At 63.2% G+C, this 25,954-nt stretch carries 27 protein-coding genes; 15 read left to right on the forward strand and 12 right to left on the reverse strand.

The window, feature by feature from the left end:
* Positions 1 to 81 precede the first annotated feature (81 nt).
* The 3 genes from V1273_RS17645 to V1273_RS17655 form a co-directional block, all read right to left on the reverse strand.
* Positions 82 to 1,014, reverse strand: a complete 933-nt coding sequence (locus V1273_RS17645; protein ID WP_334362526.1) for an MBL fold metallo-hydrolase — start codon at positions 1,012 to 1,014, stop codon at positions 82 to 84.
* Between the two features lie 96 nt (positions 1,015 to 1,110).
* Positions 1,111 to 2,328, reverse strand: a complete 1,218-nt coding sequence (locus V1273_RS17650) for an NAD(P)/FAD-dependent oxidoreductase (RefSeq protein WP_334362527.1) — start codon at positions 2,326 to 2,328, stop codon at positions 1,111 to 1,113.
* Positions 2,329 to 2,858: 530 nt separating this feature from the next.
* The gene (locus tag V1273_RS17655; protein WP_334368898.1) at positions 2,859 to 3,806 is read right to left on the reverse strand and encodes a helix-turn-helix transcriptional regulator; all 948 of its coding nucleotides are present in this window, start codon (positions 3,804 to 3,806) and stop codon (positions 2,859 to 2,861) included.
* 475 nt (positions 3,807 to 4,281) lie between these two features.
* On the opposite strand from V1273_RS17655, the gene V1273_RS17660 reads away from it, so the two are divergent.
* Positions 4,282 to 5,214, forward strand: coding sequence for a helix-turn-helix domain-containing protein (locus V1273_RS17660; protein ID WP_334410386.1), 933 nt, complete (start codon positions 4,282 to 4,284; stop codon positions 5,212 to 5,214).
* A gap of 28 nt (positions 5,215 to 5,242) precedes the next feature.
* Here V1273_RS17660 and V1273_RS17665 read toward each other — a convergent pair whose 3' ends face one another.
* The gene (locus V1273_RS17665) at positions 5,243 to 6,100 is read right to left on the reverse strand and encodes a catalase (RefSeq protein WP_334412232.1); all 858 of its coding nucleotides are present in this window, start codon (positions 6,098 to 6,100) and stop codon (positions 5,243 to 5,245) included.
* 375 nt (positions 6,101 to 6,475) lie between these two features.
* On the opposite strand from V1273_RS17665, the gene V1273_RS17670 reads away from it, so the two are divergent.
* The 4 genes from V1273_RS17670 to hflX all read left to right on the forward strand — a co-directional run bounded on the left by V1273_RS17670 (position 6,476) and on the right by hflX (position 12,118).
* Positions 6,476 to 8,821 (forward strand): sensor histidine kinase NtrY-like, encoded by a 2,346-nt coding sequence (locus V1273_RS17670; protein ID WP_334410387.1) that lies wholly within the window; start codon positions 6,476 to 6,478, stop codon positions 8,819 to 8,821.
* Positions 8,811 to 10,181 (forward strand): nitrogen assimilation response regulator NtrX, encoded by a 1,371-nt coding sequence (gene ntrX, locus V1273_RS17675; protein ID WP_334362530.1) that lies wholly within the window; start codon positions 8,811 to 8,813, stop codon positions 10,179 to 10,181. The genes V1273_RS17670 and ntrX overlap by 11 nt, the downstream gene beginning before the upstream one ends.
* 300 nt (positions 10,182 to 10,481) lie before the next feature.
* On the forward strand, positions 10,482 to 10,730 hold the full coding sequence (gene hfq, locus V1273_RS17680) for an RNA chaperone Hfq (RefSeq protein WP_006020546.1): 249 nt from the start codon (positions 10,482 to 10,484) through the stop codon (positions 10,728 to 10,730).
* 11 nt (positions 10,731 to 10,741) lie between these two features.
* Positions 10,742 to 12,118, forward strand: coding sequence for a GTPase HflX (hflX, locus tag V1273_RS17685; RefSeq protein ID WP_334362531.1), 1,377 nt, complete (start codon positions 10,742 to 10,744; stop codon positions 12,116 to 12,118).
* Between the two features lie 20 nt (positions 12,119 to 12,138).
* Here the strand turns inward: hflX and mazG are convergent, their stop codons facing one another.
* Positions 12,139 to 12,990: a nucleoside triphosphate pyrophosphohydrolase gene (mazG, locus tag V1273_RS17690; protein WP_334410389.1), complete on the reverse strand. Its 852-nt coding sequence runs from the start codon at positions 12,988 to 12,990 to the stop codon at positions 12,139 to 12,141.
* Positions 12,991 to 13,120: 130 nt separating this feature from the next.
* On the opposite strand from mazG, the gene queC reads away from it, so the two are divergent.
* On the forward strand, positions 13,121 to 13,831 hold the full coding sequence (gene queC / locus V1273_RS17695; protein ID WP_334410390.1) for a 7-cyano-7-deazaguanine synthase QueC: 711 nt from the start codon (positions 13,121 to 13,123) through the stop codon (positions 13,829 to 13,831).
* Positions 13,832 to 13,887: 56 nt separating this feature from the next.
* Here the strand turns inward: queC and V1273_RS17700 are convergent, their stop codons facing one another.
* From V1273_RS17700 to V1273_RS17715, 4 genes are read right to left on the reverse strand one after another with little or no spacing between them, the layout of a single operon-like run.
* Positions 13,888 to 14,274 (reverse strand): nitrile hydratase accessory protein, encoded by a 387-nt coding sequence (locus V1273_RS17700; protein WP_334368900.1) that lies wholly within the window; start codon positions 14,272 to 14,274, stop codon positions 13,888 to 13,890.
* Positions 14,274 to 14,933: a nitrile hydratase subunit beta gene (nthB, locus tag V1273_RS17705; protein WP_334410391.1), complete on the reverse strand. Its 660-nt coding sequence runs from the start codon at positions 14,931 to 14,933 to the stop codon at positions 14,274 to 14,276. Before nthB ends, V1273_RS17700 begins: the two co-directional genes overlap by 1 nt.
* A complete protein-coding gene (nthA, locus tag V1273_RS17710; RefSeq protein WP_334410392.1) occupies positions 14,933 to 15,571 on the reverse strand; it encodes a nitrile hydratase subunit alpha in 639 nt (212 codons plus the stop codon). Before nthA ends, nthB begins: the two co-directional genes overlap by 1 nt.
* 53 nt (positions 15,572 to 15,624) lie before the next feature.
* Positions 15,625 to 16,842, reverse strand: a complete 1,218-nt coding sequence (locus V1273_RS17715; protein ID WP_334410393.1) for an MFS transporter — start codon at positions 16,840 to 16,842, stop codon at positions 15,625 to 15,627.
* Positions 16,843 to 16,990: 148 nt separating this feature from the next.
* On the opposite strand from V1273_RS17715, the gene V1273_RS17720 reads away from it, so the two are divergent.
* Together V1273_RS17720 and V1273_RS17725 are read left to right on the forward strand one after the other, a co-directional pair.
* Positions 16,991 to 17,797 (forward strand): enoyl-CoA hydratase/isomerase family protein, encoded by an 807-nt coding sequence (locus V1273_RS17720; RefSeq protein WP_334362537.1) that lies wholly within the window; start codon positions 16,991 to 16,993, stop codon positions 17,795 to 17,797.
* Positions 17,798 to 18,007: 210 nt separating this feature from the next.
* Positions 18,008 to 18,385, forward strand: a complete 378-nt coding sequence (locus tag V1273_RS17725; protein ID WP_334410394.1) for a rhodanese-like domain-containing protein — start codon at positions 18,008 to 18,010, stop codon at positions 18,383 to 18,385.
* 71 nt (positions 18,386 to 18,456) lie between these two features.
* On the opposite strand, the gene V1273_RS17730 is transcribed toward V1273_RS17725, so the two are convergent.
* The 3 genes from V1273_RS17730 to V1273_RS17740 form a co-directional block, all read right to left on the reverse strand.
* Positions 18,457 to 19,659 (reverse strand): Xaa-Pro peptidase family protein, encoded by a 1,203-nt coding sequence (locus V1273_RS17730; protein WP_334410395.1) that lies wholly within the window; start codon positions 19,657 to 19,659, stop codon positions 18,457 to 18,459.
* Positions 19,660 to 20,102: 443 nt separating this feature from the next.
* Complete coding sequence (greA, locus tag V1273_RS17735) at positions 20,103 to 20,585, reverse strand: transcription elongation factor GreA (protein WP_334410396.1); 483 nt, start codon at positions 20,583 to 20,585, stop codon at positions 20,103 to 20,105.
* Positions 20,586 to 20,639: 54 nt separating this feature from the next.
* On the reverse strand, positions 20,640 to 22,148 hold the full coding sequence (locus tag V1273_RS17740) for an ATP-binding protein (protein WP_334410397.1): 1,509 nt from the start codon (positions 22,146 to 22,148) through the stop codon (positions 20,640 to 20,642).
* Between the two features lie 528 nt (positions 22,149 to 22,676).
* Here V1273_RS17740 and gvpJ point away from each other — a divergent pair.
* From gvpJ to V1273_RS17775, 7 genes are read left to right on the forward strand one after another with little or no spacing between them, the layout of a single operon-like run.
* Positions 22,677 to 22,973, forward strand: coding sequence for a gas vesicle protein GvpJ (gene gvpJ / locus V1273_RS34055; RefSeq protein WP_141686522.1), 297 nt, complete (start codon positions 22,677 to 22,679; stop codon positions 22,971 to 22,973).
* A 20-nt stretch (positions 22,974 to 22,993) separates the two neighbouring features.
* On the forward strand, positions 22,994 to 23,728 hold the full coding sequence (locus tag V1273_RS17750; protein ID WP_334410398.1) for a GvpL/GvpF family gas vesicle protein: 735 nt from the start codon (positions 22,994 to 22,996) through the stop codon (positions 23,726 to 23,728).
* A 32-nt stretch (positions 23,729 to 23,760) separates the two neighbouring features.
* Entirely contained in the window at positions 23,761 to 23,985 is a 225-nt protein-coding gene (locus V1273_RS17755) for a gas vesicle protein GvpG (protein WP_334360057.1), read from the forward strand.
* The gene (locus V1273_RS17760) at positions 23,982 to 24,305 is read left to right on the forward strand and encodes a gas vesicle protein (RefSeq protein ID WP_334410399.1); all 324 of its coding nucleotides are present in this window, start codon (positions 23,982 to 23,984) and stop codon (positions 24,303 to 24,305) included. Before V1273_RS17755 ends, V1273_RS17760 begins: the two co-directional genes overlap by 4 nt.
* A complete protein-coding gene (locus V1273_RS17765; protein WP_334410400.1) occupies positions 24,302 to 25,087 on the forward strand; it encodes a GvpL/GvpF family gas vesicle protein in 786 nt (261 codons plus the stop codon). Before V1273_RS17760 ends, V1273_RS17765 begins: the two co-directional genes overlap by 4 nt.
* Positions 25,084 to 25,281, forward strand: coding sequence for a gas vesicle protein (locus V1273_RS17770; protein WP_334360054.1), 198 nt, complete (start codon positions 25,084 to 25,086; stop codon positions 25,279 to 25,281). Before V1273_RS17765 ends, V1273_RS17770 begins: the two co-directional genes overlap by 4 nt.
* 47 nt (positions 25,282 to 25,328) lie before the next feature.
* Positions 25,329 to 25,583 (forward strand): gas vesicle protein K, encoded by a 255-nt coding sequence (locus tag V1273_RS17775; RefSeq protein ID WP_334362544.1) that lies wholly within the window; start codon positions 25,329 to 25,331, stop codon positions 25,581 to 25,583.
* Positions 25,584 to 25,954: the final 371 nt, after the last annotated feature.

The following is a 25,954-nucleotide window of genomic DNA, read 5'->3' on the forward strand; positions in this document are numbered from 1 at the left end:
TCATTGCGCGCCCAACCGGGAGGCGCGCACTCATTAACGCTATGAGTACGCGCCCTGGTTCGGCCCTAACCCAACAAGCGATCAGTAGTCCCAGATGGCCGGTACCCAACGAAAGGCGTCGCCGTCGACCGCCACATGGCCGATGGATGGGAACGGCAGGTGAGTGGCCACCAGGAGGCCGCCGGTCGCCGCCAGCTCCCGCAAAAGACTGATACGAACGCGTGCCGACTCCTCGGGGTCATGTTCGAAGCCGTTGTACCACTCGGGGTGTTCGAACCCGACCGCGAACACGAGGTCGCCGGCGAACGTCAGCCGGTCGCCGCCGGACGCCAGGCGGACCACGCTGTGCCCGGGGGTGTGGCCGCCGGTGCGATGGACGACCACCCCCGGCGCCACCTCGTACTCCTCCTCAAACGGCCGCAACTGGCTGCGGTACTCTTTCACGAACCGCTTGGCGGCCGATCGAAGCGCGTCCGGGAATCCCGGCGGCATGGAGACGTGGGAGAAATCGGGCGCTTCCCAGAACTTGACCTCGGCGGCCGCCACGTGGATCCGCAGGTCCGGACGCAGCCGTTCCTTGACCCCGTCGACGAGCAGCCCGCCAATGTGGTCCATGTGCATGTGGGTGAGCACCACGTCGGTCACGGACGCAAGATCGATGCCGGCGGCCTCCAGTCGCTTGATCAACTGCCCGGCCCGCGGCAAGTGCAAGTCCGGGTCGAACCCTAGACCAGCGTCGACGAGTATGGTCCGGCCGCCGCTACGCACCACGACCACGTTCAGCGCCCAATCGAACGCGTCCGGCGGCAGGAACATCTCGTCCAGCCAAGCCGCCCGGACGGCCGGGTCGACGTTGTGGGCCAACATTGCGGTTGGGAGCGGTAGCACGCCATCGCTGACCACCAGCACATCAATCTCGCCGACCTTCAGCGCGTAGCGCGACGGAACCAACTCTTCAGGCCCCGGCCTACTGGGTTGTGAGGTGTTGTCTAAGCTCATGTCTGTTAGGCTCATGTTTGTCTCCTGCTTCATGGTAAGGGCTGCTGGCTGGTCTCGGTTGAGCAGGCTGCGCAGCCAGCAGCGAGCGCAAGCCCGTTTCGCGTGAAGGGTCTAGAGGAAGCCAGTCACATCGGTCACACGCTCCGGATCGGCCGATGCCAACGCCGCCGCGCGCTCGGCCTGCGGCGGATAGATCCAGACGGTGTTGATCTCCTGCTTGGTCTTCTTGGCGACGTCGCCGACCATCTTGACGTTGCGTTCCCAGCCGCTCGTGAAAAGTGCGCCGGCCTCTCCGAGGTCGAGACAAGTGACATAGCCCTTCTGGTGATATGGCTTGGTCGGGACTCCCAGGAGCTCCGCGGCGGCATTATTGCCGGCAAAGGCACCCATCCGCGTGGCGTGCTGGCACGACATCAGCGCGTAGTTGCCGACATCGTCACACGCCGCGCGAGCGGCGTCGCCGGTGGCAAAGACGCCATCCACCGACGGCACGCGCAAATCCCGGTCGACAAGCAGCCGGCCGAAATTGTCGCGCTCGGCGGGGATCTGCGCGGTCAACGGTGCGGCGCGAATGCCGGCGGCCCAGATCACGGTCTCGGCTTCAATGCGCTCGCCACCGGAAAGCGTGACGCCGGATTTGTCGAGCGACGCGACGCCGGCACCGAGCCGCGTCTCAACGCCAAGCTTGCGCAGGGCGTCCTCAATGACGGGGCGGGGACCCGCGCCCATATCGGGAGCGATCGCGCTGTTCCGGTCGACGATGATGACGCGCGGGTTGGCATCCTTGCCAAGGATCGCACGGAGCCGCGCCGGTATCTCGGTTGCCGCTTCGATGCCGGTGAAACCACCGCCGGCGACGACGACCGTGTCGCGCCCGTTCATTGCCGGACGATTGGGCAGGCTATGCAGATGCCGGTCGAGGGCAATCGCGTCGTCGAGTTGGTCGACGCTGAAGCCGTGTTCGGCAAGACCGGGAATGTTCGGGCGGAACAGGCGGCTGCCCGTAGCCACGACCAGGCGATCGTAGGAGAGAGACTTTCGGGTGCCTTTGGCGGTAGCGACTTGCACCATGCGAGCCTTGGTGTCGATCGTTTCGGCGCTGCCTTGCACGTAGACAACGTCGATTGCCTTGAGGACATCAAGCAGAGGCGCCGTCAGGGTCTCCGGCTTCGATTCGTAGAGCCGGGGACGGACCACCAGCGTCGGCTCGGGTGCGATCAGTGCGATCTCGAGCTCCTCGGGCGAAACGCCCTGGATGTCGCGCAGGCGGGCTGCGGAAAGTGCGGCGTACATGCCGGCGAAGCCGGCTCCTATGATAACAAGTCGCATGGTTTGCTCCTGTGGTTAGATTCTCTCGGACGTGCGCGCGTCATCGCCGCCGCCCTGCATTGGCGGCAAACCTCTTCCGATCGATGACGCAAAGATGATGTGAAACGAGTCCCGGCTGTTACGGTGCGGAGCAGTCCAGCATTAGCGGCATTGGCATGGGACGTTCACATGCCGTTCGGCAGCCCCCGGATCCCGGGAGCGAGCCGCGTTGAAAGGCCATCAACGGAGCGGGCTTCGCGGGCCAGTCCTTGTAAAAGATGATGGAACTGACGGGGCTGGCGGTTTGGACGGCATGTGCCGGAACTTCCGTTTCTTCGCCCGCTGCCGAGGTGAAGCGAACACTCAACGAAAGTCCGTACATGAGTGCGGTCGCGACGACTCTCCGCCGCGGTGCGATTGCAAACGGGTTAGCGACGTTCATCCAGGCCATCGTTTATCTCCATCCGTTGTTGGCGTTGTGCCACGCTGATCTAGCGAATTGGATTTGCGACTGCCCCAGAGCGATTGCCGTACCTGTAGAGCGATTGCGGTTACCGAATGCGTCGCCGCCAATCGCTCGGGGTTTCGCCCGTCAGCTTTCTGAACGCGGCGGCAAAAGCGGTCTGCGACGAGTAGCCAAGCGCGGCTGCGATCGACACGATCGAATCGTTAGTGTCGCGCAGCATGTTCATGGCCTGCTCGAGTTGGTACTGCCGTAGCCAGGCATGCGGCGAAAGCCCGGTACTTTCCTTGAAGGCACGGCAGAAATGGAAGCGCGACAGGCCGGCATCGGAAGCCAGCGCCGCGAGCGAGACGTCCGCATCGGCATCCGAACGCAAGCGCTCGATGGCGCGGCCGAGCACCTTCGGCGACAACCCGCCCATGACCGGCTGGATCGTGGTTGGCGAGCCGGTGTGCGCAGCCAGCAGACGCGTGGCCAGGAGGTCCGTCAGTTGCTGCCTGAAGAGCGTATCCAGCGCCTCATTGCCCTCCAGGACATCCGAGGCGCTCAGGAGCAATCGGGACGTAATGGGGTCGGGATGCGCCGTTCGCTCCAAGAGATTGGTCGATGTGGCAATGTCGGCTTCGTCGGCAACCCGCTTGAGCGTTGTGTGAGGAAGATAGAGCTGTACGACATCAACAGGTTTCGGAATATCCCATCGGGAGCTCGATCCTTCCGGAATGATTATCACAACCCCGGGACGAAACGTTCCGATCGCAACCGATCTTCCTGATCGCCGCTCCATGCGCTGCACTGAGCCGTTGTAAGCCATGATGACGTGATGGGTCATGGGTTCGACAACGTCGTGCAATGGGTCGTGCTTCCAGTGGGCGATCCCGGCCCCGGAAGTGTCCAAAGCCATGCGGAGTGGTTTGGTGTGAAGCACGCGTGCCATCTCCGCATCGGCAGTACGGGAGTCGGCGATCTGCGAAGGATCCGCGTCTGACGCGGTGTGGGAATTCACTTGCGAAGAATTGCGCAGGATTGGCTTGCTCATGGCAGTTGCTCGCTTGAAGGGGGCCTTTCGCTCGCGCCGGCGGGCCTGACTTGCGGTGCTGACGCGAAGCTATTGCTTCCTGTCTGCCCGTATTGATGCGCCAAGCGTCGAGAGCTTTCGGTGCGTGTTCTAGGCGCGTAGAACTACCGGGTCTTTCCCAAAGCGGCGGTGCTTTGCCTGATCTTGCTGCAAGCGGCCATCAAGCGTTTGTGACCGAAGTCGCTCAACAGTTGAGCGGGGTCGGCCTCTGCCGTCGAATGAGGCAAGGGCCGCTACCATTGCGTGTGCTTGCGTTGAAAACGGACAACAGCGCTGCCATTCCAAAAGCAAGCTGCTGCGCTTGTGTCACAAAACTGATGAGATAGGGCCTCGGCCAAACATGGTAGACGGCCGCGCTCCGAAAGCAGATAATATGCATTCATTTCGCTGACGGCGCGATGCCAGTCCTTCCAACTTCAAAAGCAGGATAATGCATATGGCACAGGCGGGCGCCTTCGGCGCGAGGCTCGGGCGATTCCTGCACTTGAAAGATGCGCCGCCGTCGCTGGTCACGCGTTCACTGCGCGGCGTTGAACTTGCGGTCACCGAAACGCGCGATGATAACCCGGTACCCGGCCTTTCCGGCTCGCTGACACCGGAGGACGCCTTTCTCGTCAGCCTGAAGCTTCACGATTATCCGGACTGCGAGCTTTGGGAGCGCGGCAAGTGCATCATGAAGAGGGATGTCCAGGCCGGTGGGACCTATCTGTACGATCTCAAGTGCGATCCGCGCTATGTGATCGACAAGCCGTTTCATTCCCTGTTTTTCCATCTTCCGCGCTCGGCGCTCGACGGCATCGCTGAACAGTCCGGCGCGCCGCGCATTGGCGATCTTGCCTGTGAGCTCGGCGTCGGCCACGACGACACGGTCGTCCGTCATATCGGCGCCTCGTTCCTGGAAGGATTGCGGCGGCCATCCGAGGCCAACCAGCTTTTCATCGATCACATGATGCTCGCGCTCACCGCGCACGTTGCCCAGACCTATGGCGGACTGCGGCGCGATACCGAGCTGGCCCGCGGCGGCCTTGCGCCGTGGCAGGTCAAGCGCGCCTGTGAAAGACTGGAGGCCGACCTCGGCGGGACACTTTCGTTGAAGCAGATCGCGGCAGAATTCGATCTCTCGGTCAGCCACTTCTCGCGCGCCTTTCGCATCTCCACCGGCCTGCCGCCACACCAGTGGCTGCTTCGCCAGCGTGTGAAGGCGGCCAGGCAGCTTATGACCGTTCGCGACCTGCCTCTGTCGGAAATTGCGGTGTCGGCGGGGTTCGCCAATCAGAGCCACTTTACGCGGGTGTTTACCTCCGTGATCGGCGTCAGCCCTGGAGTGTGGCGTCGCGAAATGCTGGGCGCACCGGAAAGCGAAACGTGATCGGAGCCACGGGAGCGGCCTCGTCCGCTCAGCGACGCCTTGTCTGCGAGATAGTGTAGGCGGCGCGGCGGGCCGCAAACATCTCGTCCAGCGGATGACCGATGCCTTCGGCCAGAGTTGCCGGATTGAAGACGGGCTCGTCGCACGCATCATTTGCTTCAACACCGGTGATCACGATCGTTCCCAGCCGCACCGCTTCGCGTCCGTCCTCATCGGGCCATCGGACGGTCACGTCCATGACGGGGTCACCGGGACGATCCAGCAGCGCCACTACGCTGAACCTGATATCGCGAGCCGCGATCCGGGTTTCGAGGTCGTCGTGCAGCAGCCCGGCAGGCTTAACCCTGACCTTGGGCCCGGTCGCCTGTTCGCCAACCGGCGCGACCTTGAACTTGATGAACCTGGTTTCGCCCTTTGAATTCGTCGCGGGAAAAGCGTGCACTCCCCAATAGGTTGTGCAGGCAAAGCTTGCGGGTGGCGGATGCGCGGCCATGTAGCGTGCCTGATGCAGCGTCTCGGGATTGGCAACTGAGAATGCCTCGACCTTTTCCATGTCCGGCCTGCCGTCGGGTCCTGGAATGCGCGCTCGGAGGAAAGCCAACATCTGGTCAAGCGTCCTCGCGAAATGAACCGGGGCGCTCTGTGTGAATATTTCCGAGCGCTGGCCATCGCTGCCAAGCCGGAAGCTGAAACCGCGCAGCAACGTGTCGTTGGTGTCGAGGCCTCCTTCCACCGAGAAGCGCGCCAGCACGCGCGATGGCTTGGTGAAGCTACAGGATTTCGTGATCTCCTTGGCCTGATCGGATGGCGCATAGGTGCCACGAACGCATCGACCCCTGGCAAAGCTAGCACGTGCCTTTGGCGGAAGACTGGCTACCCACTTCATAGCAACGACGATGGATGCGGGGCTGGCAGGGCCGCGCGGGAACTTGGGCAGGACGGGACCTCGGGTTCGAATGTTGGTGCACGGTTCTGGCCCAGGACGGCTTGGGCGTCTTTCCCGAATCCCCCATGCCTTGTCCGATTCTGCGACAAACCTTGCCGATGGCATCTTCCCCGATGGGTTGCCGTTACCTTGCGGATAATTGCCTGGTGAGGATGATTCGACGCTTGGCAATTTTACCACTCGCGCGAAAAGAATGTCAGTAAGCTATTGATAAATCAAACATCTTACTGATGCCGCAATTCGGCAACATTGTGATATGAATGCATCAGTCCGCAATTGGCGGGCCATAGCCTTTCAGCTCACCGAATTGCCGGAATGACCACCGCAGAGACGAACTCGGCACCATCGTTCGACCCATCGCTTACCGAATCCGGAGGGGGGATCCTGCGGAAGTGGGTGGCGCCGTTTGCGGTCGCCGTCGCGCTGCTGTCGGCATTTCTGACCTTCATCGTCCTGGCCGGCCTGACGCCGATCGAGCCTACTCGCCAGGTTGTCTATTCGTTCCTGCTGATCAATGCAGCGACCACACTTCTGCTGGTCGCAATCATCAGCCGCGAAGTCTGGCTGGTGATCCAGGCGCGGCGGCGTGGCCGGGCCGCGGCACGGCTGCACGTTCAGATCGTCAGCCTGTTCTCCATCATCGCCGTGCTGCCGGCCGTACTCGTCGCGATCGTCGCCAACGTGACCATCGACCGCGGCCTCGACCGGCTGTTCTCGGGTCCGACGCGCGAGGTCATAGAGAACTCGCTGACCGTTGCCCGCGCCTACATGCAGGAGCACGCAAGGCTTATCCGTGGCGACATCCTGGGTATGACGGAAGATATTGCCCGCGCGCGACCGTTGTATGATCAGGACCGGCGGTCGTTTCAGGAACTGCTGACCGCAAATGCGGCCGCGCGAAACCTGCCAGCCGCGATGCTGGTTGACAAGGATGGCAACATCCTGGTCACGGCGAAGACCGGAATCCAGCAGGAATTCACGACACCGCCTCGGGAATTTCTCAGCAACGTCAATGAAGATGAGCCGCCGATCGCGGTCTTTCCCGAAGCCAATTATGTGGCCGCGGTGATCCGGTTGCGCGCCTTTGACGATACCTTCCTTTACGTGGCACGCCTGCTCGATCCGCGTGTGATCAGCCAGCTCAAGCAGACCGAGGCCAGCGTCGCCGAATATGCCCAGATCGAAGCCCGTCGGCTCGGGATTCAGGTCGCCTTCGCGCTGATGTTTGCGGTGATTGCGCTGACCATTCTGATGGCGTCGGTGCTGATCGGGCTGAACTTCGCCAACTGGCTGGTGGCGCCGATCCGAAATCTAATGAGCGCGGCCAACATCGTTTCGACCGGCGATCTGCATGTCCAGGTGCCGGTCCATAAATCTGAGGGTGATCTCGCCCAACTCGGCGAGACCTTCAACAAGATGACGGCCGAATTGCGCACCCAGCGCGACGAGCTGGTCAGCGCCTCGGAGCTGATCGACAGCCGACGCCGCTTCATCGAGGCGGTGCTGTCCTCGGCCAGCGCCGGTATCATCGGCGTCGACGCTTCGGGTAGCGTCGGCATCCTGAATCGCTCGGCCGAGAAACTGATCGGCCACGCGGAATCGGAGACGCTGGACCATCCGCTATCGGACGTCCTGCCCGAGCTCGACGACATGATGAAGACCGCGCGTGAGGGGACGCAGCGCCTGGTGCAAGGCCAGATCACGATCACCCGCGACGGCCACGAGCGCAACCTGTCGGTCCGCGTCAGCGCCGAGCAGACCAGCCACTCGCGCGACAGCTACATCATCACGCTCGATGACATCACGGAGCTCGTCTCCGCGCAACGTACCTCGGCATGGGGCGACGTGGCGCGCCGCATCGCCCATGAGATCAAGAATCCGCTGACGCCGATCCAGCTTTCGGCCGAACGCATCCGCCGCAAATTCGGCAAGGTCATCACCGAAGACAAGAACATCTTCGAACAATGTACCGAAACCATCGTGCGACAGGTCGACGACATCAGGCGGATGGTTGATGAATTCTCCCGCTTCGCGCGGATGCCAAAGCCGGTCATGGAAGGCGAGGACGTCGCCGACACCGTGCGGCAGGCGGTATTCCTGATGAAGGTCGGGCATCCCGATCTCGATATCGAGGCCGATATCAAGCAGGACCCGATGCGCGCGCAGTTCGACCGCCGGCTGATCTCCCAGGCGCTGACCAACATCATCAAGAACGCGACGGAGGCGATCGAGCAGGTGCCGCCGGAAGAACTCGGCAAGGGACGCATCGACGTCATCGCCGCGCGCGAAAAAGACGACATCGTGATCGACGTGATCGACAACGGTATCGGCCTGCCGAAAGTGAGCCGCGCGCGGTTGCTGGAGCCCTATGTGACGACGCGCCAGAAGGGCACCGGTCTCGGGCTCGCCATCGTCGGCCGCGTCTTGGAAGACCATGGCGGCCGCATCGAGCTCAAGGACGCCTCCGATTTCCGCCCCGGTCAGCGCGGCGCCTGGATGCGGCTGCGGTTCGCCGTATCCGGCCATGCGCCGAAGCAACCGGCTCCGGAGGCAAAACCACAGATTGACGAAACCAATGAGGCGGCATCCGCGACCAATGATGAACAAAAACCGAAGCCGCAACGGGCAACTGACAAGGCAGGTGTAACCCATGGCCAGTGACATTCTGATTGTCGACGACGAAGCCGATATTCGTGACCTCGTTGCAGGCATCCTGGAAGACGAAGGCTTCAATACCCGTACCGCGCGCGACAGCGATTCGGCGTTGGCCGAGGTTGCCAACCGCCGCCCGCATCTGGTGTTTCTCGATATCTGGCTGCAGGGCTCCAAGCTCGACGGCCTGCAACTGCTCGAGCAAATCAAGAAGGAGCACGCCGACGTTCCGGTGGTGATGATCTCAGGCCACGGCAACATCGAGACGGCGGTGGCGGCGATCAAGCGGGGCGCCTATGACTTCATCGAAAAGCCGTTCAAGTCCGACCGGCTGATCCTTGTGGCGACGCGGGCGCTGGAGACCTCGCGCCTCAAGCGCGAGGTGAAGGAACTCAAGCAACTGGCTCCTACCGCGAGCGTCCTCACCGGACGCTCCGCCTGCATGAACCAGTTGCGCCAGACCATCGACCGCGCGGCCAAGGCCAACAGCCGTATCCTGATCGTCGGCCCCTCCGGCTCGGGCAAGGAATTGGCGGCGCGCATGCTGCACAATGCATCGAGCCGTGCAGAAGGCCCGTTCGTCGTCATCAACGCCGCGGCGATCACCCCGGAACGGATGGAAGTCGAGCTGTTCGGCATCGAGCAGACGAACGGCGAGCAGCCGCGCAAGCCTGGCGCGTTGGAAGAGGCTCACGGCGGCACGCTGTTCATCGACGAAATCGCCGACATGCCGCGCGAAACCCAGAACAAGATCCTGCGCGTGCTGGTCGATCAGACCTTTCAACGCTCGGGAGGCGCCGCCAAGATTCATGTCGACGTCCGAATCATCTCCTCGACCGCGCGCAATCTGGAGGAGGAGATCGCGGAAGGGCGATTCCGGGAGGATCTCTACCATCGACTGTCAGTAGTGCCGATTCGTGTTCCCCCGCTGTCGGAACGCCGCGAGGATATCCCCGAACTGATCGATTATTTCATGGACCAGATATCGGCGGCGACGGGCTTGCCGAAGCGGCAGATCGGGCAAGATGCAATGGCGGTATTGCAGTCCCATGTCTGGCCCGGCAACGTCCGCCAGCTCCGGAACAATGTCGAGCGCGTCATGATTCTGGCCGGCGGCGGTCCGGAAGCGATCATCACAGCCGATATGCTGCCTCAGGATGTCGGCTCGATGGTGCCGGCGATGCCGACCAGCAACAATGGCGAGCACATCATGGGGTTGCCGCTGCGCGAGGCGCGGGAAGTGTTCGAGCGTGACTACCTGATCGCGCAGATCAGCCGGTTCTCGGGCAACATTTCGCGTACGGCCGAATTCGTCGGCATGGAGCGTTCAGCGCTGCACCGCAAGCTCAAGGCGCTGGGGGTTGGCTGAGGCTGATTGTATCGCTTATGCGATACGAATCGAACGCACCCCCCAACCCAATGGCATCTCTCCGATCCATGCATCTGCTTGGGAATATTTATCTCTTTCCGGACACTTGCGGAGAATGGCCACTGGGTTCCGCGCCGCTGGCGCCCGAACCGGCTTGCCTAATATCCGCGCGTACCCTCTAATCGTGCGGTCGAGCCGACCGGAGGGGGATCTCAGGGTGGGCCGGCAGGTCGGGGCAGGCTCCGTGAGAGGGCAACAACGGCTTAATAAAAAGAAGCACAAGACGGCGGGACAAAAACAATGGCGGCAGACCGCGCACAAAATCTACAAGACACCTTCCTAAATCACGTTCGTAAAACAAAAACGCCACTGACGATCTTTCTGGTCAACGGAGTAAAGCTGCAGGGGATAGTCACCTGGTTCGACAATTTCTGCTTGCTGCTTCGGCGCGACGGCCACTCGCAGCTAGTCTACAAGCATGCGATCTCGACCATCATGCCCGGCGCTCCGATCCAGTTGTTCGAGGGCGGTGAGGATGCTCCGGCTTGAGAGTGAACTGATTGGAACCCTTCGACCGTGAAGGGAGCGCCGACCGTCCGCGGTCGGCGGGGGCCAAACAAAGCGGGCGGGTGATCGTCATCGGCCCATATTTGCGAATGCGCCGCGGCGATGCCGATGCGCAGGCGAACGAGGCTGCGCGCGATTTCGAGGGCCGGCTCGAGGAAGCCACGGGTCTGGCGCGCGCCATCGACCTCACGATCGCCGACGCGCTGATTGCGCCAGTGACCCAGATCCGTCCAGCGACTTACCTCGGCAAGGGAAAGGTTGAGGAGATCACGGGCCTGATCGCAGGCCATGACATCGAGCTGGTGGTGATGGATTGCGCGTTGGCGCCGATCCAGCAGCGCAACCTCGAGAAGGCTTGGAACACCAAGGTGCTCGACCGCACCGGGCTGATTTTGGAAATTTTCGGCCGCCGCGCCAAGACCAAAGAAGGTGCGCTGCAGGTCGAACTCGCGCACCTGAACTATCAGCGCAGCCGTCTGGTGCGGTCCTGGACCCATCTGGAGCGCCAGCGCGGCGGTTTCGGCTTCATGGGCGGTCCCGGCGAGACCCAGATCGAGGCCGACCGCCGCCTGATCGGCGACCGCATCACGCGGCTGGAAAATGAACTGAAGAAGGTGCAGGCGACGCGGCGGCTACACCGCGCCGGCCGGCAGCGGGTGCCGTATCGCGTGGTTGCGCTGGTCGGCTACACCAATGCCGGCAAATCGACCCTGTTCAACCGGCTCACCCGTGCCGACGTGCAGGCGGCCGACATGCTGTTTGCGACGCTGGACCCGACCTTGCGCGCGCTGAGCCTGCCGCATGGCGGCAAGGCGATGCTCTCGGACACCGTCGGATTCATCTCCAACCTGCCGACGCAGCTCGTCGCCGCCTTCCGCGCCACGCTGGAAGAGGTGCTGGAGGCCGATATCATCCTCCACGTGCGCGACATCTCGCATGAAGACGCGGAGGCGCAGGAGCGCGACGTTGATGCCGTGCTGCGTCAGCTCGGCATCGATCCGGATGCCGGCGCACGTATCCTCGAGGTCTGGAATAAGATTGATCGCTTCGATCCCGAGGAACGCGAGAACCTGCGCAACATCGCCGCGCGCCGCCCGCCGGAACGGCCGTGCTTCCTGGTCTCCGCTGCGTCGGGCGAGGGGATCGATGCGTTGCTGACCGCGATCGAGGATCGCCTGGCGGCGACGCGCACAACACTCGACCTCTCCATCGACGCTTCCGATGGCGCCGGCATAAGTTGGCTGCATCGAAATGCCGAAGTGCTCAACAAGGAGCTCCGCGACGGACGCTTCGACATGACGGTGCGCGTCGACGAGACCAAGCGCGATATCGTGGTGTCGCGGTTCGACGCCGTTCCGCGGGTGGCGTAATTGTCGCGCGAACGCGCGTCCTATCTCCGATCACTCCGCGCTGAGGCTGCGGCCGGCTGTTCCGCATCCTTGGCTTCATTCCACAATGCATCCATTTCGGCGAGTGTTGCGTCCTCGAGCGAACGGCTTTTGGCCGCCAGCACGCGCTCGATATAGGCAAAACGGCGCTCGAACTTGGCGTTGGTGCCGCGCAGCGCGGTTTCGGGATCGGCGCCGACATGCCGCGCCAGATTGACCAGCGCGAACAGGAGATCGCCGGTTTCGGCCGCGAGTTCGTCAGGCTTGCCGTGGTCCAGGGCTGCTTCGATCTCGTCAGCCTCCTCGCGAATCTTATGCAGGACTGCGCGGGGATCGTTCCAGTCGAAGCCGACGGTTGAGGCCTTGCGCTGCAATTCCATCGCGCGCGTCAGCGCCGGCTGGCCGGCCTTGACGGTTGCGAGCAGCGATCTGTGCGCGGTCTCCTCCGGCGGCCGCCGCACCGCGCGCTCGGCCTTTTCCTCGGCCTTTATGCGTTCCCACGCGCTCTTGACGCCCGCGGGGGCGATGTTGCCGTCCTTGTCGGCGAACACATGCGGATGACGGCGTATCAGCTTGCCTGTGATCGCCTCGACCACGTCGCCGAAGGCAAAGGCGTTTTGCTCTTCCGCCATGCGGGCGTGATAGACGACCTGCAGCAGGAGATCGCCGAGTTCCTCGCGGAGATCATCGAGATCGCCGCGTGTGATCGCGTCGGCCACCTCATAGGCTTCTTCGATGGTGTAGGGCGCGATCGTCGCGAAGTTCTGTTCGAGGTCCCACGGACAGCCCGTGACCGGCGTGCGCAACGCCGCCATGATCTCGATGAGGCGGGAAATATCGCGGGAAGGGGTCATGGGAATTTCCGTCGCTTGGAGGGCAGGCCGCTTTATGCCGCAAGCGGTCGACCGATCCCAGCGGAACAGGCTAAAATCGAGACAATTTCCACCGGTTGGCCTTGGGGCGCGGGAGTGCTAATTGCCCGTCATGAGCGACCAATCACCGTCCGAAACCGCGCTGGTGCTGTTTTCCGGCGGGCAGGATTCCACGACCTGCCTGGCTTGGGCCTTGCGGCGCTTTGCACGCGTCGAAATGCTCGGCTTCAGCTACGGCCAGCGCCACGCCATCGAGCTGGAATGCCGCGACTGGCTGCTGTCGGGCTTAAGGTCGTTGCGGCCGGATTGGGCGGCAAAACTCGGCGAGAGCCACACGCTGGAGATCCCGACGCTGGCAGAGATTTCCGATACCGCGCTGACCCGCGATGTCGCGATCGAAATGGGCGCTGACGGCTTACCCAACACCTTCGTGCCAGGCCGCAACCTGGTGTTTCTCACCTTCGCCGCGGCGCTGGCGTACCGGCGTGGCATCCGCCACATCGTCGGCGGCATGTGCGAGACCGACTACTCCGGCTATCCGGACTGCCGCGACGAGACCATCAAGGCGCTACAATCGGCGCTGAATCTCGGCATGGCAAAGAATTTTGAGCTGTATACGCCGCTGATGTGGCTCGACAAGGCATCCACCTGGAAACTCGCGCACGAACTCGGCGGAGCAGGGTTGGTCGATCTGATCCGCGAGCACTCCCACACCTGCTATCTCGGCGAGCGCGGCGCGCAGCACGATTGGGGTTATGGCTGCGGTGAATGCCCGGCCTGCGCGCTGCGGGCGAAGGGCTGGCGGGAGTATGTAGGGGCGTAGTCGGCGGGACTTGCGCCGTGCGTTCGCTTGTCGTCGCCTGCGAAGGCGGGCGGTGGCTACTTCCCGAAATCCTCCGCCCTCAGCTCGATCGGCGCGCCGTGGGGCGTGCGGTCGGCGGCGTGGTCCCAGGCGTCACGGTAGCGATGCAGGACATCTGACGTTGTGACGCCCTTGGCGGCGACGAGGGTTTCCAGCGTCGCGAGCCAGTGCCGGTAGTAGGTCTCGCCCGTATCTGGATCGCCTTCGGCCTGCGCGCGCTTGATTTGCGCACCCAGCGTCTCCGCCCATTCCTTCCAGGTGAAGACGCCGGCCTCATGCAACGCCAGCGCCATCGCAAAGGCGCGCGCTTCCCATGGCTCGCGAAACACCGGGCCGTCTTCATCGCGCGGCACGCCGGGAACGGCGACCGCGGCGCGCATCGCCTGCTGCGGAGTCAAATCCATCACGCGCGCTCCAGATAGGATTCCCAGGCGTCGACGGAGACGCTGAGCGTCGGATCGCCGTCCTTGCCCCACAATTCCGGCCCGTCGAAACGCACGGTGTAGAGCCATTGCGGGTCTTCGCCCTGGCCAAGCGAATTGGTGTCAGGAAACACGTGGCAGCCGTGATTGAGTTCGATGGTGCCGAGATGGCCACGGACATATTGCGGCAGCCGTGTATGCGTCACCGGGTGGATGTCTTTCATCCGCACGGTGTCGCCGACCGCAAACATCGCAGGCTCTTTCGCCTCGCGTTCGGTCGGGCCGCCGCGGCGGATCGCCGGCGTGACTTCATTTGGAGCGATCGGCTTGACGCCAGGCTTAGGCGGCGCCAGCACTTTGCCGGCCTCGATTTCCTCGCGCGTCACCAGCCCGCGCTCGATCATCAGCGTTTCCAGCCCGGCCAGCCATAGTTCGAAATAGCTCTTGCTGAGGTAATCCTCAGGCGGGCGGTTCTCGCGCGCAAACCGCGACATATCGATGTTCCAGCCGCCCGGGCGTGCCATGGCAACCGTCAGCGCAAAGGCCCGGCGCTCCCAGTCAGCATGAAACACCGGCTCGTTCGGCTCGGGCACGACAGGCCCAAAACCCTTGGCGCCGCCCATGTCATGCGCGCCGTCCATCAGGCAGCCTCGCCAGGCTGTTTGGGCAGGCCGGTGCCGATCATGCTGTCGCGGGTGACGAGTTCGGCGAGTTGTTGTTCACTCCAGCCCTCGGTACCCGCAGGGCGCATCGGCAGTACGAGGTAGCGGATTTCGGCGGTGGAATCCCAGACCCGGATTTTGGTGGTGTCCGGCAGCGTCACGCCGAAATCCCTGAGCACGCCGCGCGGATCGGACACGGCGCGGGAGCGATAGGGCGCGGACTTGTACCAGACTGGCGGAAGCCCCAGCACGGGGTGCGGGTAGCAGGAGCACAGCGTGCACACGACCATGTTGTGCTGGTCGGGCGTGTTTTCTACGACGACCATGTGCTCGCCCTGGCGGCCCGAATAGTCGAGCTCGGCAATCGCTGCCGTTGCGTCCTTCATCAGCCGTTCGCGGTAGGCGGGATCGCTCCATGCCTTGGCGACCACGCGAACGCCGTTGCGCGGTCCGATTTTCTTTTCATAGAGATCGATCAGGAGGTCGAGCGCAGCCGGATCGACATAGCCCTTTTCGGTGAGGATCGATTCCAGCGCGCGCACGCGCAGCTCGGTCTCCGAGAGTTCGGAGTGGTCGTGGTGGTGATGGCCGTGGTGATCGTGATCATGGTCGCTCATGCCGTGAGGATAGGCGCAAAATCCGGGCTATGTCGAGGCAGGGAAGCCGCCCTTTAAGCTGGCTGCAGCCGCTCGCGTGATCGCGACGGCAGTGGCGGGAACGTCAACGCAATCGCCATTGCGGCGAGGCCTACGCTGAGTGCGCCGATGTAAAGCCAGCGGTAATCTTGGAAGGTGTCGAAGATCATGCCGCCGGCCCACGGCCCGAACGCCATGCCAAGGCTCGATACCATTGTCGCCGCGCCGAACACCGTTCCCATGATCCGCGGGCCGAAATATTCGCGCGCCAGCACGGCATAGAGCGGCATCACGCCGCCATAAGCCGTTCCGAACACGATCGCGAGCGCGTAGAACTCGCCGAGTTTGCTGACGTAGAGATAGGTCCCAATCGCCAGCGCCTGCACCAGCAGGCCGCAGACCAGCACCCGCTTGGCGCCCAGCCGATCGGCGAGGATGCCGAGGAGGAGACGCCCGCCGAGCCCCGACAGGCCTTCCACGCTATAGATGCTGACTGCGGCCATCGCCGGGATGCCGCAGAGCATCGCGTAGCTGACCATGTGGAAGATCGGCCCGGAATGCGCGGCGCAACAGGCGAAGAAGGTCAGCGCCAGCACCAGGAATTGGGGCGAGCGAAGCGCACCTGCAACAGACCATCCCGCTCCCGGATCGTTGTCAGCGCCCGACGCTGGCGTGGCGGATGGCCTTACCACCAGCGGCTGCCGGACCAGCAGCGCGGCCGGTATCAGCAAGGCCCACGCCATCAAGCCCACGATCATCATCGCGGTACGCCAATCATAGGTCGAGATCAGCCAGCGCGCGAATGGCGAGATCGTCATCGGCGCCACGCCCATGCCTGCGGACACCAGCGAGACGGCAAGGCTGCGGTTGTTGTCGAACCACTGTGTCGCCGCCGCAATCATCGGCGCGAAGAAGGCGCCTGCGGCGAGGCCGACGAGAATGCCGTAAGCGAGCTGGAATTCGAGCAGGGAGGTGGCGCGGCTGGCTAGCAACAGGCCCGAACCCAGGAGCAGGGCGCCGCAGAGGACGACCGGACGCGTGCCAAACCTGTCGCTGGCCGCGCCCCAGGCAAACCCGGCAATTCCCATGGTCAGGAAATCGATGGTCATCGCACCCGAAATTCCGGCACGCGACCATCCCGTTTCCGTCGACATCGGTTCCAGATAGACGGCCAGCGAGAACATGGCGCCGATGCCGACGCATGTCATCAATGCGCCCGTGCCGACGATCACCCAACGATATGATGGTCCCATCTGCAAAATGCTCCTTGTTCGCCCCGATCCGCGCCACGCGGATGCGATGGTTTCGCGAACAAGACGAAGCGGAATGGACGAAGGATTCAGGTTCGCCGGAATTATTTCTGGTCTAAGCTTTTGGAAAAGACTGATAGGGAGCGATGGGTTGACCGGATTTGTGACGATTGAAAAAGGCCTCGGGCCCGATGGCCGTATCGCTGTGGTGCGTTTCGACCGCGGCGACGGCATCAACGCGTTGTCGCCGGAAGCGCTGCGCCAGCTCACTGACGCCGCCCGCAGTTTTGAAGACGACGGCGCAACCTCAGTCGTGGTGCTGACCGGCGGCGCAAAGTCGTTCAGCGCCGGCTTTGATCTCAAGGACCCCGAGGGTCGTTCGCGCAAGACCATGGACCTCGGAGCCTTGCGCCGGCACTTGAAGCTTGGGCCGCGGCTGACCCGGGCCTGGCAGGACATGGAGCAGATCACGATCGGCGCCATCGAGGGTTTTTGCGTCGGCGGCGGCGTGGCGCTGGCGGTCGCGCTGGATTTCCGGGTGATGGCCCGCGACGCCCATATGCGCGTGCCCGAGATCGGTCTCGGCATGAATATGAGCTGGCAGAGCGTGCCGCGCATGCTGCATCTGATGGGACCGGCCCGCACCAAGCAGGCCGTAATCCTGGCCGACCAGCGCATCACCGCGGCCGAGGCCTACGAATGGCGCCTGGTGGAGGAGGTCGCTGATCCCGGCAAGGCCTTCGACGCAGCGATGGCGCTCGCCGCCAAAATCGCCGCTCAGCCGCCGCTATCCGTTGCCATGACCAAGCTGACGGTCAATCGCCTCGCACACGCGCTCGACGATCTCGCCAGCCACATGGATGTCGACCAGTTCGCGCTGGCGAGCATGACCGAGGATCACAAGGAAGGCGTCGCCGCGTTTCTGGAGCGACGCAAGCCGAAGTTCAGGGGGAAATAGCGCGGTATGGCCGCGTTGGCCAGATTTGCCGCGACAACCAGTGGGATTGCCACGCCCAAAAATATGGCGCAGCATCCTTCAATTGCATGATCGAAATCAAAACAGGATGGGCTATTTGCCCCTTGCAACCTGCAAGCATTGCGTGCCTTGCGGGAGCTTAGATTGTACACCAGCCGTTGCTGGCGAGCCCACATATGGAGAAGGCCCCCAATGAAAACCGTGCAAGCGATGCTCGCCGAAGCCGATGCTGAAGTCCCGCGTATCAGTCCCGATGAAGCCAAGGAATTGCTGGGAAGGGCCGATGTGCTTTTCCTCGATGTTCGGGAGCCAGCGGAAGTTACTGCCTCTGGAAAAGTTCCGGGTGCCGTCGCCATACCGCGCGGCCTCGTGGAGTTCAAGGCGGATCCTGCCTCAGCGATGCATGATAAGGCCTTCGACCGGACCAAGACGGTTATTGCTTACTGCGCATCCGGCGGGCGTTCCGCGCTGGTGGGAAAGACGCTGAAGGATATGGGTTACGGCAACGTACGCAATCTCGGCGGCTTCAAAGGCTGGTTGGACGCAGGCGGAGACGTCGAAAAGGGCTGAGGCTTAAAGTCAACGTTCGCGCACGACCGCGCATCGCGCGACGGTCGTCGCAAGCTGACTTCAAAAGCACCTCACCGCGCCACTGCGCTGCCGCCAATATTCCAGCCGCGGCTGCCTTCGCCGAAGATCTCGTAGCCGGTTGCGGTCACTGCAACCGTGTCCTCCAGCTTAATGAAGCCACGGCGCGGGTGCTTCATCGTCGTTTCGATCGACACCACCATGCCGGGCTCCAAGGGCCGGCGCGCGTCCGGGTCATCGTAGGGAATAGGGCCCTTGGCCGTCAGGCGAGGGGCCTCGTGGCTGACTAGCCCCATGCCGTGCGCCAGGAAGTCGGTGCAGTCGCGCTGGTTCGACTGCGCGAGCCGCTTTTCCGCCGCGGCATAGATTTCGCCGCCCATCGCGCCCGGCCGCACTGCGGCGAATGCCGCCCGCTGGATGGCTTCGATGTCCGTCAGAAGATCCTTCAATTCGCTGTCCGGTTCGCCCAGCACAGCCATCCGCGCGAGGTCGCCAATATAGCCGTGATAGTTGCCGCCGGAATCCAGCGAGAGCACGTCGCCGGTTTCCCAGCGCTGGGCGGAAGGCGCGCGGTTGTGGCTGGCGCCGCAGGCCAGCAGGCAATACTCGAAAGTCAATCCGCGCTTGACCTCTGCGATCCTCAGTGCGTCGAAAAGCTGCTGCTTGGTGGTGCCCGGGCCGTGGTTTGCGATCACCTCGTCCATGGATTCGATCACCAATTCCGAAGCCTTTTTCAGCTTGGTCAGCTCCGCCGGCGACTTCACGGCACGCAGGCGCTCGAGCACCAACAGCGCATCCTTGATCTCGCTATCGGGCAGGGCGTCCGAAAGAGCCCTGCCGGCATCCATCGGCAGGAACGGCATCTCGACGCCGATGCGCTTCATCGGTACGCCCGCGTTCTTGATCACGCGTGCCCCCAGCGAAACGGCATCCAACGAGCCGTTGCCCTCGGTGCGGACTTGCGGAACCCAAAGTGGCGCCACGGCCCGCTGGTGCGTTTCCAGCCGGTGTCCAATATAGGCCGCCTTGTCGGGCGCGCCCTTCGGGTAGATCAGGACGGGCAAGTACCGGCTGACGCCGAGCGCGTCCATGTAGTCGAAGAAGATCGCGCGCTCCGCGTCGAGCAGGTATTGGACGTTATGCTTGGAGGTCGCGACCAGGATATCAAGACCGGCCGCTTCCATAAGGGAATCGAGCTTGGCGGCGTCAAATGGAATGGCGCGAGGTTCGGTCGGACGACTGACGCGTTCTTGCATGATGAGACCTCCGTTGCGGCCGGCATGAACCAACTGGCCTCGGGGCTTTGTGTTTCGCCTAGAGCCGCATTGTGAGTGGGAAGCGGGAGGCGTACCAGCGATGAAATCGGCGAGCTCCAATGCAGATTGACGAACGCTGTGCACTCCAAAGCGAATTGAAAATTTGATCGGATAAAAAATCAATACTTTCAATGCGGTTCCTAAAACGAACTCGGAGTCCAATTTAAGTCAATCACGAGTCAGTGCGTCTGACGCGGTCGAATTGCCGGGTCCCGTCGGACCCAGCGCAAGCTCTGAAGGCTCTGGAACAAATGATGGCCTGTCACCATGCTTGAACACTGGTGATGGCCGCGCCCGCAAGGTGAGCCAGCCTCGCGATATGGCCGGTTTTGGCGCAAAGCCCGGCCCTTCCGAACATCGGCGGCGTCCGGTGCGGGAGGGTGCTACGAGATCGAAATGATCTCAAGTTTCTGACCTGATGCGTCGACCTCATCACCAGCGGCTTTGCCCATCAGCAGCCTTGCCACTGGTGAAACAAAGGAGATGGATCCTGCCTTAGGATCTGCCTCGTCCTCACCCACGATACGATATTTTTGTACGCGTCCATCGTCGCGCCTGAAGGTCACCGTGCTCCCGAAGGCGACAGTGTCAGTCGACGCCGGATTAGGGATGACCTGAGCCGTCCGAACTCTCGCCGCAAAGTAGCGCATATCGCGCAGCGGGATTGCCGCTTGCCGGCGTCGTTCATTAACGTCCTCGATCTTCTGCGCCGTCTCATAAGCCTCGCGGGCCTGGTGGAGTTCAGATTCCAGAGCCTGCAATCCCGCTTCCGTAACAAGATTCGGATGAGGTGAAACGGGGCGGTCGGGAAGCAAAGTCTCCGACGCAGTTTCGGCACTGTCTTCCTTGGTGAAGGCAACGCTCAAGCTCAGGACTCCTTTCAGGCGTAGTAATGTCTGAGTGCGCGCTCGACCGTCGCATCATGGAGCCGAATTGCTGCAGCCTTGCTCGGCCGGCAGTTCCTCGGCATTGGGGTCGCCCGGTGCCGTCGCCCAGGCCAGTTCGACGAGCGTGACGATCCGCCGACCGGCACCGTCAAGCTGGCAAACAATGAGGCCCTGCTCCTCGATGTAGGTCAGCAGACGCCGTGCACGGCGCAACGAATGTGAGCCATAGGCGCGTGCAATCGCTGCATCGCCCGGGCAGGGCCACCCTTCCTTCGCGGCGCGGGCGATCATCATGAAGACGCCCTGCATATCCTCCGGCAGAAGTGAGGCGCGGACCGAGACATCCTGCCACCCGTCATCCTCTGCCATATCGGAGCTGAGCCCGGCGCGGGCGCGTGTCAGCATGCGACGGAAGTCACCTAGGTCCGGCACGGCCGAACCGAGGCCCTCTATTCGGCAGCGGACCACGAACTCCTGATAGAGTACGCCGATGGCACGGAATCCGGCCTCGGGTTCCGCCATGATGGCGCGCAGAATACGGTCCACTCGTTCACGCCGCTCCGCCAGCTCCTCAGCGCTGAGTGGCTGGTCCACCGCTTCGGGATGGATCTCCAGCGCCGCTGATTTCGCCGCCATGAGCTGGACGAGGAGGTCTGGCGCCGACCGACGCTGGGGCCGATTGTTCTCGGGCGGCGGCGCTGCCAGGATGATGGCGCGTGCGTCAAGTGTCGCTTCCGGCAGAGGCGTCAGGCGCGGGGTTGCGTTGCGCGGCGCGGTATCGGTTGGACCAATACGCAGCCCTAGCGGACGACGGGAGAGGGCCGGTCCCAGCGCCATGAATTGTCCGCGCTCCAGATCCCGGAAGGCCTCTGCCTGTCGCCGTTCCATGCCCAGAAGCTCGGCAGCGCGGGCCATGTCGATATCCAGAAAAGTTCGGCCCATGAGGAAATTGGACGCCTCGGCCGCGACGTTCTTGGCGAGCTTCGCCAGTCGCTGGGTGGCGATGACCCCCGCAAGCCCTCGTTTGCGGCCGCGGCACATCAGGTTCGTCATGGCGCCGAGCGAGAGTTTGCGCGCCTCGTCCGAAACCTCGCCGGCGACTGCCGGTGCAAAGAGCTGCGCCTCATCCACCACCACCAGCATAGGATACCAGTGGTCGCGGACGACTTCGAAAAGCCCGCTGAGGAAGGCGGCGGCGCGCCGCATCTGGTTCTCGGCGTCGAGCCCCTCGAGATTGAGCACCGTGGAGACGCGATGGATGCGCGCTCGTTCGCCGGCGACCTGCAGACCCCGCTCGGTATGGTCCTCGGCATCGATCAGGAGGTGGCCGAAACGGTCGGAAAGCGCGACGAAGTCGCCTTCGGGATCGATGATGGTCTGTTGCACCCAGGGGGCACTCTGTTCCAGCAGCCGGCGCAGCAGATGGGATTTGCCGGAGCCCGAATTACCTTGGACCAGCAGGCGAGTCGCAAGCAGTTCCTCAAGGTCCAGAGTCGCCGGGGCGCCTGCGGTCGTGTGTCCCATCTCGATCGCAACGGTCATGTCTCGACTCAAAGTCTCTCCAGGGAGGCGGGGCTTAACAACCTGATCGCAGCCCGTCGAGCAGCCCATGGCCGATCACTCTGCGTTCTCCACGGTTTGTCGTTTCTGATCGGATCTGAGTCTCGGCAGCAAAAAACGGAGATGTTCGCCGGCTGTTTCACCGCTGCATTCGAGTCCACTCTGGTTCCATTCGAGTCAAACCGCCGATTTTCCTAGTTGCATCGGAGTCCCCTAAGAGCACCAAGGCGCGACGCCCGATTGGAAGTTTGGCTGCGACATGATCTTTGAACTTACGATTAAAAACCGTACGCGACCGATTACGGTAGTTAGCGATGGGCGAGGGAACAGTGAGGCCCTACGGAAACCCTTTGCGCTGACAGTGAAAATTGGCGGCGAGCGCATGCGGCAGCGCGAGGCGACGCGGCTTACGTCCTCGTTTTGAAACCAGTGCGAAGCCATGCGCGTATCAGTTTCCGGAAGGACAAATCGTGTTTTCCGGAAGGAGCAAACCGTATGACTGGAATAGCAATGACTCAAACGCCTCAAGCAAACGGCAGATTGTCGGGCGAGCTGTACAAAGTCGTTGAGTTGATCCTGGACCGCGGGCTGGTCATCGACGTGTTCGTGCGTGTGTCGGTGATCGGCCTCGAGGTGGTCACCATCGATGCGCGGGTCGTCGTGGCCGGCGTCGATGCTTACCTGCGCTTCGCCGAGATGTGTGGCCGCCTCGATCTCACCGGCAGCAGCCCCCGGATCGGCCGCTCGCTGCCCGACGGCGCGCTGCCGCTCGAGCTCCCCGGCCGGGCGCGCACGGAAATCGGCTGACCCAACGGAAAGGATGACTGATGAGCAGCTATGTCTACTGTGTCACGCGTGCCTCGCACCCACTACCGCTCGAAGGCGCGGTGGGGGTGGGGGAGCGAGCTCCCGCCCTCCGGCTCGTGCGCGAGCAGGATCTCGTCGCGGTGGTTAGCGACGCGCCGGAGAACTTGCGCGCGAAGCGGCGCGATCTGGTGAAGCACGATGCGGTCATCGGACGGATCTACGCAGCCGGCACCGTGCTGCCGATGCGGTTCGGGATGGTCGCGCCCGACGACGAGGCCGTGCAGACGGAGCTTCGATCGAGGGCGCGTCGCTATGGCGAACTGCTGTGCCGGATCGATGGCCATGTCGAGCTCAACGTCAAAGGCTTTCATGCGGAGGAAGCTCTTCTCCGCGACCTCTTGCTTCAGAACGACGAGTTACGCGCGCGAAATCACGCACTTCGCGCCGCAGATGGCGGCAGCCATCAGGACAAGGTGGCGTTCGGCGAGCGCGTGGCCGCCGCCGTTGCGGAGCGGCGCGCGCGTGACGCGGACCAGGTCATCGCCCGCCTGCAACCACATGCCGCGCAGATACGTCGGGGCCCGCCGGTCGACGGTTGCTTCGTCAACGTATCGTTCCTGGTGGCGTCGGGCGCCCGGGCGGACTTCGATGGTGCCCTGTCGCCGCTGCGCCGCGAGCTGCCCGGCTACGCAAGCGTCGAGCTGTACGGGCCCTTGCCGCCTTACAGCTTCGTCGGCAACGAAGCGGACGTGTGAGGGCCGTGGCGGTGGGACTCCTGTCGCATGTCTTGTTGCTGCCGCTCGCGCCGGCCCGCTTCGCGCTGTGGACCATCGACCGGGTCGTCGACGCCGCTGCCGAACAGCATTGCGGCCCGGCAGCCATCCGGCGCGAGCTGGCCGAGCTTTCGCGGCAACTGGATGAAGGGTTGATCGATGCCGAGGAATTCGATCGACGTGAGGACGAGATCCTCGACCGGCTGGACGAGGGACGAAAGCGAGGAATGATCGCATGATGGAATCTGATCGCATGATGGAGTGGCACGGACGCCAGGGTGCTTCGCCGAACCTGGCTGACATTCTGGAGCGGGTTCTGGACAAAGGGCTGATCATCGCCGGCGACATCAAGATCAACCTGCTCGACATCGAGCTTCTAACCATCAAGCTCCGGCTGTTGGTCGCGTCGGTGGACAAGGCCAAGGCGATGGGGATCAACTGGTGGGAGCATGATCCGGCGCTTTCCCAGACGCGGCCGCGGCAGCTCGCGGCCGAGAACGCGCGGTTGCGCAAGAAGATCAGGGCGCTGGAAACCGCCACTCTGGAGGCACGGCGATGAGCACGGCGAGCTATACTTACGCGGTCGCGCGCCCGTTCAATCCAACCCAGGCGGCCGGTCTCGTCGGCGTCGACGGCGCCGCGATCCATCTGGTCCGCCACCAAGACCTGGTCGCCGTGGTCAGTCCGCTTGCACCTGCCGACGCCGACGAGACCGCGCTGCGAGCCAGGCTGGAGACGCTGGCCGAGCTAGAGGTGATCGTACGCGCGCACCACAGGGTCGTGGCGGCGGTTGCCGCGTGCACACCAACGCTGCCGTTCCGCCTCGCGACCGTTCACCGCACCGACGACCGCGTTGCGCAGTTGCTACGCCGGGAGTACCGGCGCTTCCGCGAGACGCTGGATCGATTCGCGGGCCGCGTGGAGGTGGGGGTGAAGGTCTACGTGCAGCACGCGGGTGCATCTGCCGGCGCCATGTCCGTGGCCGAGAAAACCGACGGGTCCGGATCGGCGGGCGCGGGCAGGGACTACCTGCGCAACCGCCGCGAGCAGCGCGATCGGCGCCAGCACGCGTGGCGGCGCGCAACCACTGCGGCCGAGCAGATGGACGCCGTTCTCGCCGGGCTTGCCGTCGATCGCCGCCAACACCGAACGCAGAGCGCCGAGCTGTCCGCTGCTCCAGGCGAAAATATATTCAACGCAGCCTACCTGGTGGATGCCGGGCGCGCCGAAGAACTCGCCGCCCGTGTACAGCGGCTGGGCGCCGAAAACCCGCACGTGACGCTCGAGATCACGGGCCCCTGGCCGCCCTATTCGTTCGCCGACAGCGAGGAGCGCACGTGAGCCCCGCCGCGTTCCCGGACCGAGAGGTCGCACTAGTCGACCTGCTCGACCGGCTCCTGGCGGGTGGCATCGTGCTGGCCGGAGACATCACGCTGGCGATCGCCGACATCGACATGGTGCAGATCTCGCTTCGCGCTCTGATCACGTCGCTCGGCCGGACCACGCGATCTGGCGCAGCGGAGCGAGACCAGTGAGCGCCGGCGTCGCTGGACATGAGCCGGGACCGCGCCAGCGAATTTCGATGGCGCCTGACACGGTCGAACGAGATCTGGCCCGCCTGGTGCTCACCGTCGTGGAGTTGCTGCGTCAGCTCGTGGAGCGACAGGCGCTTCGTCGTGTCGACGAGGGCGGCTTGACCGAAGCGGAGGAGGAGCGCGTCGGCATGACGCTGATGCTTCTAGACAACCGCATATCGCGCCTGCGGGAGCACTTCGGGCTCGCCGCCGAGGACCTGAATATCGACCTGGGACCTCTCGGTCCGCTGCTTCCGCGTTGAGTTCCCTCGGTCTAACGTCGAGCACATTCTGGCTGCGAAATTCCTAGACCTGAAATTCCTAGACCTGAAGTGCACAGGGCGCCGTAAATCCAGGCAGACTCAAATAGAGCACGAATGACTCGGATCGAACCCGAAACGACGAGGCGCGAGTGCCGGATACACCCTAAATTCGCATAAGGTATATTATGGAATATCACATCTACAATTAGATCAGATATTTAGGCGAATATGCTGGCAAATCTAGTCAGCTCTGGCGCCGAAGCTGCTCGTCTTTGTCGGCCATGACAGTCCTGATCTGCTGCGTCCCGGCCATTCCTATTGCCGACACTTGCTGACGCTGCAATAAGCGCGCGAGCGCGGTGATCGCTGAT

This window comes from Bradyrhizobium sp. AZCC 1721 (genome assembly GCF_036924715.1).
Taxonomy (GTDB): Bacteria; Pseudomonadota; Alphaproteobacteria; order Rhizobiales; family Xanthobacteraceae; genus Bradyrhizobium.